This window comes from Pseudomonas sp. GM49 (genome assembly GCF_000282355.1).
Classification (GTDB): Bacteria; Pseudomonadota; Gammaproteobacteria; order Pseudomonadales; family Pseudomonadaceae; genus Aquipseudomonas.
In genome coordinates this window covers 24,674-37,827 of sequence record NZ_AKJL01000024.1, presented here as the reverse complement: position 1 = coordinate 37,827, position 13,154 = coordinate 24,674, and the positions used below count along the sequence as shown (strand labels likewise).

Genomic DNA, 13,154 nt, shown 5'->3' with positions numbered 1-13,154 from the left:
GAAAGGCGCGTCGAATCCGACCACGCTGAGCCCGGTAAATCCGATGAATTGGCCAGAGTCTTTTCGCTGCAAGGCCCAGAGACCATAACCATGCTCGGCGAAATGACCACGAATTCGCCCGATCAATGATGCGCTTTCCAGTCGGCTCATGATCGCCGGGAAGTAGCGCATGACCTGCGGATCGGCACACATCGCCGCAAACTCCGGCAAATCTTCATCACGCCACTGGCGCAACAGCAGTCGTGCACTTTCAAGCTCCAGAATTGGCTCCATCGTGCCCCGCCCCTCCATTTCAATGTCGCAATTCTACAACGCTGGTAGGATCCGTCTCTCATTCCTGAATGAAATCATCATGCCGCTCCCGCTGATTTATCACGAAGACTACAGCCCCGAGTTTCCGGCGGACCACCGCTTCCCCATGGACAAGTTTCGCCTGTTGCGCGATCACCTGGTGAACAGTGGCCTGACCCGCGACGCCGACCTGTTGCGCCCGGAATTGTGTCCCGCAGACATTCTCGCTCTCGCCCATGACCCTTCGTATATCGAACGCTACATGAGTGGCGAACTATCCCGCGAAGACCAGCGCCGCCTAGGCCTGCCCTGGAATGAAGCCCTGGCCCGGCGTACGGTGCGGGCGGTCGGTGGCTCGTTGCTGGCGGCCGAGCAGGCGCTGGAACATGGCCTGGCCTGTCACCTGGCGGGCGGCACCCACCACGCGCACTACGACTACCCGGCCGGGTTCTGCATCTTCAACGACCTGGCGGTGATCAGCCATTACCTGCTGGAAAGTGGTCGGGTGAATCGGGTGCTGATCTTCGATTGCGACGTGCATCAGGGCGACGGGACTGCACGAATACTGCACAACACTCCAGAGGCGGTGACCGTTTCCCTGCACTGCGAGAAGAACTTTCCCGCACGCAAAGCCGAAAGTGATTGGGACATTCCGCTGCCCAACGGCATGGGCGATGCCGACTACCTGAAAGTGGTGGACGATGCACTCAACTACCTGCTGCCGCTCTACCAGCCGGATCTGGTGTTGTATGACGCCGGGGTCGATGTGCATAAGGACGACGCCCTGGGTTATCTGAAGCTGACAGACGAAGGCGTCGCCGCCCGCGATGAAAGTGTGATGCGCCATTGCCTGGGCCGCGACATTCCGCTGGTCGGGGTGATCGGCGGCGGCTACAGCAAGGACCGCCAGGCCCTGGCCCGCCGTCACGGCATCCTTCATCACAGTGCGCAGCGCGTCTGGCAGTCATCAGGTTGTCATTGAGCTGTGGATGCTTTACCCACAATGCCTGTGGAACTGCCTGTGGATAACCTGAGTGAAAGGGCTTACAGCCCTCACGGGCCATGGGTTGCAGAATCCTGATTGTTTTTTAACCACCGCTGAAAACACCACAGCTCAAATGTGGGAGCGAGCTTGCTCGCGATGACGTCGGCACACTCAACGCCTATGTATCTGACACACTGCTATCGCGAGCAAGCTCGCTCCCACAGGGATTCGGGCTGCTAGAATGCGCGGCTTATCCAGCCATGCCGCAGCTCTCATCATGACCCAGCCCTCAACCGCCTCCCCTTCCCGCGTCGCCATCATCGGCGGCGGCCCTGCCGGTTTGATGGCCGCTGAAGTGTTGAGCCAGGCCGGGATCAAGGTCTACCTGTACGACGGTATGCCTTCGGTCGGGCGAAAATTCCTGCTGGCTGGGGTCGGCGGCATGAACATCACTCACTCCGAAGCCTACCCGGCGTTTCTCTCGCGCTACGCCGAACGCGCCCCGCAGATCGCCCCGCTGCTGCGCGGCTTCGGTGCCGAAGCGCTGTGCCAGTGGATTCACGAGCTAGGTATCGAAACCTTCGTCGGCAGCTCCGGCCGGGTGTTCCCCACCGACATGAAAGCCGCGCCGCTGCTACGCGCCTGGCTCAAGCGCCTGCGCGACAGCGGCGTAGTTATCCACACCCGCCACCGCTGGTTGGGCTGGGACGAGCTTGGCGGATTGCGCATCGACAGCCCGGAAGGCGAGAAGACCGTTCAAGCCGATGCCACCCTGCTGGCCCTCGGTGGCGGCAGTTGGTCGCGCCTGGGCTCTGACGGCGCATGGATGCAGCCACTGGAGCAGCACGGTGTAGGACTGGCGCCGTTGCAACCGAGCAATTGCGGCTTCGAGGTGCAGGCCTGGAGCGAATTGATGGTCAGCAAATTCGCCGGCGCGCCGCTGAAAAATATCGCCATCGGTCTCAACGATGACGTGCCCCGACTCGGCGAATGTGTGATCACCGCCACCGGGATCGAGGGCAGTTTGATCTACGCCCTGTCGGCCCCCATCCGCGAAGCAATCAACCGGCACGGTTCGGCAACGATTCATCTGGACCTGCTGCCCGGCCGGCCTGTGGATAAAGTTCAGGCGGCGTTGAGCAAGCCCCGGGGATCGCGCTCCATGGCCAAACACCTGCACAATCAGTTGGGCATCGATGGGGTAAAAGCGGCGCTATTGCGTGAACTGACCAGCGCCGGGTGCTTCGCCGATATGGCCTTGCTGGCCAACGCGATCAAGGCATTACCTCTGACACTGATGAAAACCCGTCCACTGGACGAGGCCATCAGCAGCGCGGGCGGCGTGTTGTTCGAGGCGATGGATGAGCGCTTGATGCTCAAGCAAATGCCTGGCGTGTTTTGCGCCGGGGAAATGCTTGATTGGGAAGCGCCGACGGGCGGTTATCTACTGACCGCGTGTTTCGCCAGTGGGCAAGCGGCGGGGTTGGGGATGGTGGAGTGGCTGAAGCGCCAGGCTTGAAAACCAAGGCGCCCCCTTCGCGAGCAAGCCCGCTCCCACACTGGGTCTGTGTCGTGCACAAATCCCCTGTGGGAGCGGGCTTGCTCGCGAAGGCGGCTTAATTAACGCTGCGTATCTTAAGGTTTGCGCTTACGCGGCCCGGTATTGAACACCGGCACTTTGCGCACAGGCTTGATCGAAGGCTCCGCCGGCGCAACCTCTCCGCTATCCACCCACTTGCCAAGATTGCGTTTACCACCGCCACCGCCGGAAGCCTTGGGCTTCTTCGGTTTTTTCGGTTTCTTGACTACCTGACCACTGGCATCGGTATCCGGCACCCGGTGCTCAGGCTCGAAGTCCGGCTCGTTCTGACGCTTCAGGGTCTGGCGGGTCAGCATCTCGATGGCCGACAGCAGATTCACTTCATCGGCGCACACCAGGGAAATCGCCTCACCGGTCGAACCCGCGCGGCCGGTACGACCGATGCGGTGGATATAGTCCTCGGCCACGATCGGCAGGTCGAAGTTGACCACCAGCGGCAAGTCCTCGATGTCCAGACCACGGGCGGCGACGTCGGTGGCGACCAGGATCTGCACTTCACTTGCCTTGAAACGGTCCAGTGCGCGCTGACGGGTCGCCTGGGGTTTGTCGCCGTGGATGCCGTCGGCATTGATGCCCAGGCCCTGAAGTTTCTCCACCAGCGCGTCCACACCGTTGCGCGTCTTGGCGAACACCAGCACCTGCTTCCACTTGCCCTTGCGCATCAGGTGCACGAACAGCTCCGGCTTGCGCTTCTTGTCCACCGTCACGATCCATTGCTTGACGGTGTTGGCCGCGACGTTGCGCGGGCTGACTTCGATGCTCAACGGGTCGTTGAGCATCTGCCCGGCCAGCAGGCGGATGTCGTCGGAGAAAGTCGCGGAGAACAGCAGCGTCTGGCGTTTTTTCGGCAGCGCGCGGTAAATGTTCGCCAGCTCCTCGGAAAAGCCCAGGTCGAGCATGCGATCGGCTTCGTCCAGAACCAGGGTTTGCAACTGGTTGAACTTCAGCGCGTTCTGGCGGAACAGGTCGAGCAAGCGGCCCGGGGTCGCCACCAACAGGTCGACACCGCTGCGCAGCTTCATCATTTGCGGGTTGATGCTGACGCCGCCGTACACCGCATACGTGCGCAACGGCAGGTTCTCGGCGTACTGGCGCACGGCTTCGTGAACCTGCTCGGCCAGCTCGCGGGTCGGCACCAGGATCAGCGCGCGTACCGAGTTGGCGGTGACTTTCGGCCCTTCCAAGGCCAGCAGTTGCAACAGCGGCAGGGCAAAACCGGCGGTCTTGCCGGTGCCGGTCTGGGCGGCGGCCATCAGGTCGCGACCGGCCAGCACCGCCGGAATGGCTTGCGCCTGAACCGGCGTCGGAGTCTGGTAGCCGAGCGTCTCGAGGGAGCGCAGCAAGGGTTCGATCAGGCCAAGGGTGGCGAAAGTCATGGGAGTACCGTAGGAAAAATCAGCGCGGGTTGTTCAAAACAAGTGTGCAAAACGAGATGCAATGGCGCGCAGTTTACCCTAATTCACACGGGATTCTGTCGGCACCACCGTCACCACAGGCTTTACCGGCGCCCGACGCCACTGCGGCAATCCGATCAGCACCACGGCACTGATGATCACCGCCATCGCCAGGGCTTCTTCGATGCCGATGGTTTCACCGACGAACACGATCCCCAGCAACACTGCCACCGCCGGGTTGACGTAGGCATAACTGGTGGCCGCCGCCGGGCGCACGTGTTTCAACAGATACATGTAGGCGTTGAAGGCGATGATCGAACCGAAGACGGTCAGGTAAGCCAGCGCGGCCCAGCCTTCGATCGGCGGCACTTTCTCCAGGTGTTCACCACTGACCGCACTGCCGATCAGCAGCACCACGCCACCCACCAGCATTTCCACGGCACTGGCCATCGCGCCTTGGGGCAGCGGCAAGTGTTTGCTCCAGACCGAACCGAAGGCCCAGGTCGCTGCCGCGAAAATCAACAACGCCGCGCCCAACGGACTCGATTGCAGGTTGGAGCCAAGATTGAGCATGGCAATGCCGATCAACCCGAGCACAATCCCGGCCCATTCGAGACGGGTATTACGCGCGCCCCAGAAATATCCACAGAGCAAGGTAAACAGCGGCACCGTCGCCACCGCCAACGCGGCGACACCGGAAGCCACACCGGTGTGCTCGGCGACACTGACCGCGCCATTACCACAGGCGAGCAGCAACACGCCGATGACCCCGGCGGCTTTCCACTGCGCCCAGGTCGGCGCGGGCGCCCCGCGCCAGCGCAGGAAGGCGTACATCAAGGTCCCGGCGATGACGAAACGGATCCCGGCGAGCAGCAGCGGCGGCCAATATTCCACGCCGATGCGAATCACCAGGTAGGTCGAGCCCCAAATCACGTACAGCGCGAAGAAGGCGGCGATCAGTGGCAAGGGAAAGCGACGTGGGCCAGGCATGGGGGCAGCTCGCAGGCAAGACAAGTGAACGGCTATTCTAGAAAGGCCAACGGCGGAAAATAAGTTACAAAACCTGTTTATCGCACCGGTAAACTTTTCAAAACACGGAGTTTCTTGCGATAAACCGTGTTTTCGAAAGCCAGTCATTTTCAGGAGTCGTCCCATGGACAAATACGACCGCATGCTGCTCAGCGCCCTGCTGGAAAACGGTCGCGCGTCGTACGCCGACCTGGCGCGCAAGGTCAACCTGTCCGCCCCGGCCGTGGCCGAGCGCGTGGCCAAACTGGAAGCCAGCGGCGTGATCACCGGTTATCAGGCGAAAGTCGACATGGCCAAGCTCGGCCTGCCGATTCAGTGCGTGATCGAACTGCGCCTGAACCAGCACGGCAACCAAAAAGCCTACGACGACCTGATCAAAATCCCGCAATTGACCGAATGCCATCGGGTAACCGGCGATCCCTGCGTGATCATGCAAGCGGCGGTGGGCTCGATGCCAGAGCTGGAAGAGTTGATTAATCGGATTGCCACGTTCGGGTTTAGCAAGACGTCGATTGTGCTGTCGAGTGCGATAGAGAAGCGGGTGCCGTTGGGGCATATCGAAGGGAATGGCAAGCTTTGATCGAACGCGGAACCTGTAGGAGCGAGCCTGCTCGCGATGGTCGCCGACGATAACGCGGGAAACCTGACACCCCGCACTGTTCTCGGGTTCATCGCGAGCAGGCTCGCTCCTACAGGGGATTTGCGGTGTGTTCGGGATCAGCGATAACGCTTGAGATGCTCGCCCACTTTCGCCGCTGGCACCTTCTGCAACTTGCACAGCAGGTCATGGGATAGCTCGCGCAAACCATGCTTCTGGAGCAACTCTTCCTCCAGGTGCGCCATCAGGTTGGCGGCCATCTCGGCATCGGCCATGGCCCGGTGGGCCTTGCCGGTGTGGGGCAGGTTGGCAAACGTGGTGAGGGTGCCGAGTTTGTGGTTCGGCGCGGCGGGCATCAGGCGCCGGGCCAAAAGCAGCGAACAGGCAAAGTTCTGCAATCGGGTGCGTTTGATTCGCCCCAGTTCGAAGTCCCAGAACTTCTGGTCGAATGCCGCGTTGTGCGCCAGCAACGGCGTGGTGCCGACGAATTCATTCACTTCGTTCATCACCTGCTCTGCCGACGGCGCGGTGCGCAGCATGGCGTTGCTGATGCCGGTGAGCTGCTCGATGAAGGCAGGGACGCGGACGCCGGCGTTCATCAGGCTTTGGTAACGCTCGACGATGCGCCCCTGCTCAAGGATCACCACGGCAATTTCCGTGGCCCGGCAGCTGCTGCTCGGGGAGATCCCGGTGGTTTCAAAGTCAATGACTGCTATGCGTTCCAAACCTGGTTCAACTCCGTAAAAATCAATTCTTGAGCAGCAACGCGCCTTCGATTGGCACGTAGCGGCTGGCGGCGCGGATCAGCGAGTTGGCGGTCAGGCCCGGTACGCCGTAGGCCACCGCTTGCACGCCATGTTTGCTGATGATGCGTTCGAGCAGCATGTCGAAATCGCCATCGCCGGAGGCCAGCACGATTTCGTCGACATGATCGGCTGCATCCATGATGTCGAGGGTGATGCCCACGTCCCAGTCGCCCTTGGCCGAACCATCACTGCGCTGGATGTATGGCTTGAGCTTCACGGTGAAACCAAGGTTGCGCAGGATCTGCTGGAACTGCTGCTGTTTGCTGTCGCCACGGTCGATGGCGTAGGCGTAGGCTTCGACGATCTCGCCCTGTTTGCTGATGTCAGCCCACAGCGCGGCGTAGTTGAAGTGACAACCATAGGCCTGACGCACGGTGTAGTAGAGGTTCTGGACATCGGCGAACACTGCGATTTTTTTCACCGGCTTTCCTCAAAGGCTGAATCAGGCACCAGGCCCGAGAAGTCGCCCAGTATGCCAGCCCGAAGGATTGTTCCGCGAATAATCGGCTATGTGGCGAGGGAGCAAGCTCCCTCGCCACAGGTGTGTCAGACGAAGGAATCGTCGTCGCCGCCGAATAACGAGTCATCGCTGTAGTCAGCGTCGCTGAACCCGCTCTGATCGTTGCTGTAGGAATCGTTACCAGCCATGCGCTGGTCATCGCCCCAGCCATTGTTGCCCTGGTCGTTGACCTGGGCCGGCTCTTCCTTGATGACTTCAACGATTTCCGGTTGCTGATTGTGATGGAACAGGCTGCTGATGCCTTGAGCCAGCATCACGCCACCCGCCACGCCAGCAGCGGTTTTCAGCGCACCACCGAGGAAACTGCTGCCGACCGCTGCCGGGGCCTGTTGCTGGGGTGCATAGCCCTGCTGTGGAAAGTTTTGCTGCGGGGCGCCGAAGTTCTGTTGGGGCGGTGGTGCGCCAAACGACGAACGCCCCGGCTCACGCCAGCCACCGCTCGATGGCGGTGCGCTCTGGGTGGGTGCCGGCTGTGGCTCACGAGAGCTGCCGCCAAAGATGCTCGACAAAAAGCCACCGCTACCCGGTGCCGGAGCCGGGGTTGCCTGAGCCTTGGCCTGTTGCAGCTCGGCCTGCAATTGCTGGACTTGCCGGGTCAGTTGCTGGTTCTGCTCGTCGAGGCTCTTGATCGCCGCCTCTTGCACCAGAATCGCCTGGGTCATGAAATAGCCTGCCGCAGGCTGGCGCGTCAGGTGTTCCTTGATCCGCGCCTCGGCCTGGGCGTCGCGCGGGGCTGAGTCCGTTTCGGCCTGTTGCAGCCGGGAAAACAGTCCATCGATCAGGGTTTGTTCTTCGCTGTTCATGGCGACCTCGTAGATTGCCGGAAAAATCGTTGCCTTTATCCACTGAGGATAAGGTGCTCAACCTTAATGGAGGCTGAAACAAGATGTTTCAATGACCTTTACCGAACGTTTACGTTTGCGTCCCCGAGCGTTTGATCGGTTAAAGTGAGCCACTGCTTCCAACCTGCGATACCAACTGATGAATCCGTTAGATGTCCTGCGTGACTCGCTGTATTTCTTCAAGCGCAATCTGGGCCAGATCGTGCAACTGTGCCTGCCGCTGGTGATGCTTGAGGCGCTGCTGCAACAAGTGGTCGACCACTCCACGGAGCCGGACAGTTTCCCCGGCATCAGCGTGATTGTCGGCCTGCTGGTGTACCCGCTGTACACCGCCGCGCTGATTCTGTTTCTCGACGCCCGCAGCCGGGGCGAGTCGCCGCGCAACCGCGACCTGCTGGCGATGGCAGCAAGCCTGTGGCCACGCTTCGCCCTGCTGACGGCACTCAATACCGTGCTGATTCTGCTCGGCCTGTCGCTGTACTTCCTGCCGGGTATCTACCTGATGGTGACCCTGGCGTTTGGTGAGTATCTGCTGGTGTTGCGAGGCCTGGCGCCGCTGGCGGCCATGAAGGAAAGCCTGCGCATGACCCAAGGTCACTTTCTGCGCATCCTGCTGTGCATTCTGTGTGTGATGGGGCCGTTGTGGTTGCTCAAGGGGGCGACCCTGGCGGTGTATCCGGAACCGCAAAACCCGGTGATTTCGCTGCTGATCGACAGCGCCCACAGTTTCCTGCAGCTGTTTACCAGCGTGGTGCTGTTCCGTTTGTTCATGCTGATCAACCCGTTGCCTGAGAGAAATGACAGCTCGCTCTGACCCAGGGCGCGACCATCGCTCTCGGGTATGCTCGGGAACAATTTTGTAACGCCAATAAGCCGAGCCATGACCCGTCTACTGCGCTACACCCTGCTGGGCCTGCTGATCGTGACCGGTCTGATCGCCGTGACGATCTACAGCCTGACCTGGCGCCCCGACACCAAAGAAGTTTTGCCAGTCAGTTGCAGTGCCCAGGCACCCACCCTGGTCCCCGGGCAGGCGCTGAAGGTGATGACCTGGAACGTCCAGTACCTGGCCGGCAAGCGTTACGTGTTCTGGAATGACCTGGCCGCCGGCACCGACGAACGCCCCACAGCGGAAGACATGGCCTTCAGCCTTGACGAAGTGGCGCGGGTGATTCGCGACGAACAACCGGACATCGTGCTGTTGCAGGAGCTGGACGACGGCGCCAAGGCCAGCGATTACCAGCACCAGTTCAAACTGCTGCAGGAACGGCTCGCCGACTTGTATCCGTGTGGCACCAGCGCCTTCGACTGGAAGGCCGACTTCGTGCCGAACCCGCACATTTTCGGCAGCGTCGGTCGGCAACTGGCAACCCTGAGCCGTTACCAGATCGAACATGCCGAACGCCTGCAACTGCCCGTCGCCTCGGGCAATCCGGTCAGCCGCCAGTTCAAACCCAGAGACGCATTGCTGGTGAGCTACTTGCCGTTGAGTGATGGCGGGCAGCTGGCGGTGCTCAATACCCATCTGGACCGCGCCACCCAAGTCGACAATACCTTGCAAACCCAGGTGAACGCCGTGGCCAGGGCCCTCGATAAATTCGAAAGCCGTGGCACGCCGTGGCTGATCGGTGGGGATTTCAACCTGTTGCCGCTGGGCCAGTATCGACGCCTGCCCGATGTGCAACGCACACCCTACTCCGCCGACAGTGCGTTGCATGTGCTGTGGGACAAGTACCCGATGATCCCGACCAACCACGAATCCAGTGGTATCGACCGCGAGCGCTGGCTGACGCATTACCCGAACGATCCCGGGCTGAACGGCCCGGACCGGACCGTCGATTACCTGTTCTACAGTCCGCGGATCAAACGGGTCGAAGCCATGGTGAGGCAAGACGATACATTGCGTATCTCCGATCACTTGCCGGTGATTGCCCGGTTCCTGTTGCCGGCTGCGCCCTGATACATAAACCTGTAGGCTCCGGGCTTGTGTGGCGAGGGGGCTTGCCCCCGTTGGGCTGCGAAGCGGCCCCATTTGCAGCAACCATGATTTATCAGAAACAGTAAATCGGCCAGATTACGACTGCTGCGCAGCCGAACGGGGGCAAGCCCCCTCGCCACAAAGGCTCGCTCCCACAGGGATGGTGCATCGGCTCGAATCAGGTTTAATGCACCTCTTCCAGATCATCATGCAGCAGCCCGAAGATCTCGCGCTTCATCTCGATGAACGAGCGCTCCATGACCATGTCCAGGTTCCGCGGACGCTCGATCGGCACATCGAGGATCTGCTTGATCCGCCCAGGCCTGGCGCCCATGACATAGACCCGGTCGCCGAGCAGAATCGCCTCGTCGATGTCGTGGGTCACGAACAACACGGTCTTCTTGCTGTTGCCCCACACCCGCAGCAACAACTGCTGCATTTGCAGGCGCGTCTGGCTGTCGAGGGCACCGAAGGGTTCGTCCATCAGCAGGATCTGCGGGTCATTGGCCAGCGCGCGGGCAATGGCGACACGCTGCATCATCCCGCCGGATAACTGCTTGGCGTAGTTGTCGGCAAAGCCGCTCAGGCCCACTTCATTGACGTAGTAGTCGACTATGTCCTTGCGTTGCGCCGCCGGCATGCCGCGACGCTTGAGGCCGAACTCGACGTTCTGCCGCACGGTCAGCCATGGGAACAGCGTGTAGCTCTGGAACACCATGCCGCGATCCGCACCGGGGCCTTCCACCTGTTGGCCGCCGACGTAAATCTCGCCCGAGGTCGGTTCGGCCAGGCCGGCGGTGAGGTACAGCAGGCTCGACTTGCCGCAGCCCGAAGGCCCCACCAGCACAGCGAATTGCTGGTCCGGCACCTCGAACGACACCTCCTGTAACGCGGTAAAGGTTCCGCCATCGGGCTTCTTGTAACGCAGGCTGACCTTGTCCACTTGCAGCCGTGGTGCGTTCACCGGGGCAATCTGAGGAGCGACAAAACGATGAGTGGCGGCGGTTACTGAGCCCATGCGGTGATCCTCAGACGGAGAAAACGGAACAGTTGATCGGTGACCAGGCCCAGCAGGCCGATGATCGCGATGGCGAGGAAAATCACATCCACCTGGAAGCCACGCATGGCCTTGAGGCTCAGGTAACCCAGGCCACTGGAAGCGGCGACCAGTTCAGCCACCACCAGGTAAGTCCAGGCCCAGCCCATGGTCACGCGCAGGGTGTCGAGTACGCCTGGCAGGGAAGCCGGGGCGATCACATGCAGCACCGCATCGCGGCGATTGGAACCGAGGGTATAGGAGGCATTGATCAGGTCCTTGGAAATACCTTTGGACACGTCCGCGATCATCACCAGTTGCTGGAAGAACACGCCGAAGATGATCACCGAAACCCGCTGTTCCAGACCGATGCCGATCCACAGGATGAACAGCGGTACGAACGAGGTCACCGGCAAATAGCGGATGAAGTTGACCATCGGCTCCAGGAACGCCTGGACAATGCGGAAGCTGCCCATCAACAGTCCCAGCGGCACGGCCACCAGGGACGACACGATGAAACCGACCATCACCACTTCGACGCTGGCCCACACATGCTGGCCGAGGGTGCCGTCGCGACCGAGGCGTACGGCGGCCTCGACCACCGCGCCCGGTGTGGGCAGGAACATGCCCGGCACCACGCCACCGTAGGACAAGCCGGCCCACAGGCCGACCAGCAGCACCCAGGCCAGACCGCTCGCGCTCCAGATCACCGACACCGGCAGGCCGGTCTTGGGCGTGATGCATCGGCTCAGCCATGAATTGCGCTTGAACATGCAAACCTCCTAGAGCGGGGTGACGAAGCGGTTGTCGATCAGGTCGTCATTGCTGACGTTGTAGGGCTTGCCTTGCAGCTCGCTGGCGGTCTCGTTGGCCAGCTTGATCAGCGGCGCGCTGTCACCCGGTTTGCCCGGCGCACCCAGCAGTTTTTCGCTCATGGCCTGATCGTAGAACCGCACGCCTTGGGCGGCCGCTTCTAGTTCCTTCGGATCGGCCAGGTATCCGCCAACACCCTTGGCCATGATTTTGTAGGCTTCCTGCGGATGATCCTTGGTGTACTGCACGGCTTTATACAAACCGGCCACCAGTGCCTTGACGTCTTCCGGCTGTTTTTCGATGACGGTGCAGTTCAATGCCACCACGTCGACGATCACACCCGGCGTGCTGCTGCTGTCGACCAGCACCTTGCCCTGTTTCTTGTCACGCACCATCGACAGGTGTGGCTCCCAGGTCACGGCAGCGGGTACACGACCGGCGATGAACGCGGTAGCAGCATCGTCGGCCGTCATGTTCTGCACGGTGATGTCGCTCATTTTCATGCCGTTCTTTTTCAGCAGATACGACAACCAGAACTGCGAGGTCGAACCTTCGTTCACCGCCACGGCCTGGCCCTTGAGCTCTTGCAGACTCTTGACGTCCTTGCCCACCAGCACGCCGTCGCCACCATGGCTGTCGTCCAGTGCGGCCACGGCCTTGAAGCAGAATTGCGGACGGTACTTGAGCACCTCGTCGATGGTCGACGCCGAGCCGGACAACTCACCGGATGCTTGTGCGGCCATGTACATCGCCGCTTCTTCGACCACTGGCAACTCGACGGTCAAACCGTTTTCCTTGAAGTAGCCAAGGTCCTGGGCCAGGTACAGGGTGCCGTAGCCGACCCAGGTGGTATGACCGATGGACAGGGTGCCGGCCTGGGCGCTGGTAGCGACCGTCGCGGCGATGGCGGTGATCGCCAGTGGATGGGCAACGCGCGTAAGCAAGGACTTGATCATGGAGCACTCCCAAAGCTGTTGATTTAGTTTTGTCATGGGCAGTACGGCGAGCCCTGAATCGGCTGCTACCTGTGGTCTCTGAAGGACCCTTCGGCGGGCAGCACTCGGCGGGCTGGCGAGATCGATGTTGGCCCAAGGGCGGGATTAGGAAAATGAGGAAATATGTGGATGCGAACGATGAAAAAACTCGTTAGCGCGCACCGCGAACGGGCGTTGTGGGCGGGGATGCACGGGGTGGGTGCAAGACTTGGGAAATGTGTTGTTTGAGCAATAGCTATCGCGAGCAAGCTCGCTCCCACAGGGAGG

General features: G+C 61.1%; 14 protein-coding genes. 5 read left to right on the top strand and 9 right to left on the bottom strand.

All coding sequences use genetic code 11. The annotated features are described in order from the left end of the window. Positions 1–273: GNAT family N-acetyltransferase (locus PMI29_RS26655; protein WP_007994036.1), on the bottom strand; the 273-nt coding region annotated here is incomplete at its 3' end. A 79-nt stretch (positions 274–352) separates the two neighbouring features. Here PMI29_RS26655 and PMI29_RS26660 point away from each other — a divergent pair. Together PMI29_RS26660 and PMI29_RS26665 are read left to right on the top strand one after the other, a co-directional pair. Beyond that, on the top strand, positions 353–1,273 hold the full coding sequence (locus PMI29_RS26660) for a histone deacetylase family protein (RefSeq protein WP_033051961.1): 921 nt from the start codon (positions 353–355) through the stop codon (positions 1,271–1,273). Between the two features lie 280 nt (positions 1,274–1,553). Continuing rightward, positions 1,554–2,795 carry a TIGR03862 family flavoprotein gene (locus tag PMI29_RS26665; RefSeq protein ID WP_007994031.1) on the top strand — a complete coding sequence of 414 codons (1,242 nt, stop codon included), beginning with the start codon at positions 1,554–1,556 and terminating at the stop codon, positions 2,793–2,795. A 116-nt stretch (positions 2,796–2,911) separates the two neighbouring features. Here the strand turns inward: PMI29_RS26665 and PMI29_RS26670 are convergent, their stop codons facing one another. After that, positions 2,912–4,252: a DEAD/DEAH box helicase gene (locus tag PMI29_RS26670; RefSeq protein WP_007994030.1), complete on the bottom strand. Its 1,341-nt coding sequence runs from the start codon at positions 4,250–4,252 to the stop codon at positions 2,912–2,914. A 78-nt stretch (positions 4,253–4,330) separates the two neighbouring features. Next, complete coding sequence (yedA, locus tag PMI29_RS26675; protein ID WP_007990691.1) at positions 4,331–5,260, bottom strand: drug/metabolite exporter YedA; 930 nt, start codon at positions 5,258–5,260, stop codon at positions 4,331–4,333. Positions 5,261–5,423: 163 nt separating this feature from the next. Here yedA and PMI29_RS26680 point away from each other — a divergent pair, with 163 nt between their 5' ends. Next, positions 5,424–5,879 carry an Lrp/AsnC family transcriptional regulator gene (locus tag PMI29_RS26680; RefSeq protein WP_007994028.1) on the top strand — a complete coding sequence of 152 codons (456 nt, stop codon included), beginning with the start codon at positions 5,424–5,426 and terminating at the stop codon, positions 5,877–5,879. 137 nt (positions 5,880–6,016) lie between these two features. Here the strand turns inward: PMI29_RS26680 and PMI29_RS26685 are convergent, their stop codons facing one another. The 3 genes from PMI29_RS26685 to PMI29_RS26695 form a co-directional block, all read right to left on the bottom strand. After that, positions 6,017–6,622 (bottom strand): 3'-5' exonuclease, encoded by a 606-nt coding sequence (locus PMI29_RS26685; protein WP_007994027.1) that lies wholly within the window; start codon positions 6,620–6,622, stop codon positions 6,017–6,019. 22 nt (positions 6,623–6,644) lie between these two features. Continuing rightward, positions 6,645–7,124: a LabA-like NYN domain-containing protein gene (locus PMI29_RS26690; RefSeq protein WP_007990686.1), complete on the bottom strand. Its 480-nt coding sequence runs from the start codon at positions 7,122–7,124 to the stop codon at positions 6,645–6,647. A 125-nt stretch (positions 7,125–7,249) separates the two neighbouring features. Continuing rightward, entirely contained in the window at positions 7,250–8,026 is a 777-nt protein-coding gene (locus tag PMI29_RS26695; RefSeq protein WP_007994026.1) for a DUF2076 domain-containing protein, read from the bottom strand. A gap of 178 nt (positions 8,027–8,204) precedes the next feature. Between PMI29_RS26695 and PMI29_RS26700 the strand changes: the two genes are divergently transcribed. Both PMI29_RS26700 and PMI29_RS26705 read left to right on the top strand, forming a co-directional pair. Beyond that, on the top strand, positions 8,205–8,879 hold the full coding sequence (locus PMI29_RS26700) for a YciC family protein (protein ID WP_007994025.1): 675 nt from the start codon (positions 8,205–8,207) through the stop codon (positions 8,877–8,879). 66 nt (positions 8,880–8,945) lie between these two features. Further along, entirely contained in the window at positions 8,946–10,025 is a 1,080-nt protein-coding gene (locus PMI29_RS26705) for an endonuclease/exonuclease/phosphatase family protein (RefSeq protein ID WP_007994024.1), read from the top strand. Between the two features lie 202 nt (positions 10,026–10,227). Here the strand turns inward: PMI29_RS26705 and PMI29_RS26710 are convergent, their stop codons facing one another. From PMI29_RS26710 to PMI29_RS26720, 3 genes are read right to left on the bottom strand one after another with little or no spacing between them, the layout of a single operon-like run. Beyond that, positions 10,228–11,061, bottom strand: coding sequence for an ABC transporter ATP-binding protein (locus tag PMI29_RS26710; RefSeq protein ID WP_007994023.1), 834 nt, complete (start codon positions 11,059–11,061; stop codon positions 10,228–10,230). After that, positions 11,049–11,852: an ABC transporter permease gene (locus PMI29_RS26715; RefSeq protein ID WP_007975817.1), complete on the bottom strand. Its 804-nt coding sequence runs from the start codon at positions 11,850–11,852 to the stop codon at positions 11,049–11,051. The genes PMI29_RS26710 and PMI29_RS26715 overlap by 13 nt, the downstream gene beginning before the upstream one ends. Before the next feature lie 9 nt (positions 11,853–11,861). Next, entirely contained in the window at positions 11,862–12,848 is a 987-nt protein-coding gene (locus PMI29_RS26720; RefSeq protein ID WP_007994022.1) for an ABC transporter substrate-binding protein, read from the bottom strand. Positions 12,849–13,154 lie beyond the last annotated feature (306 nt).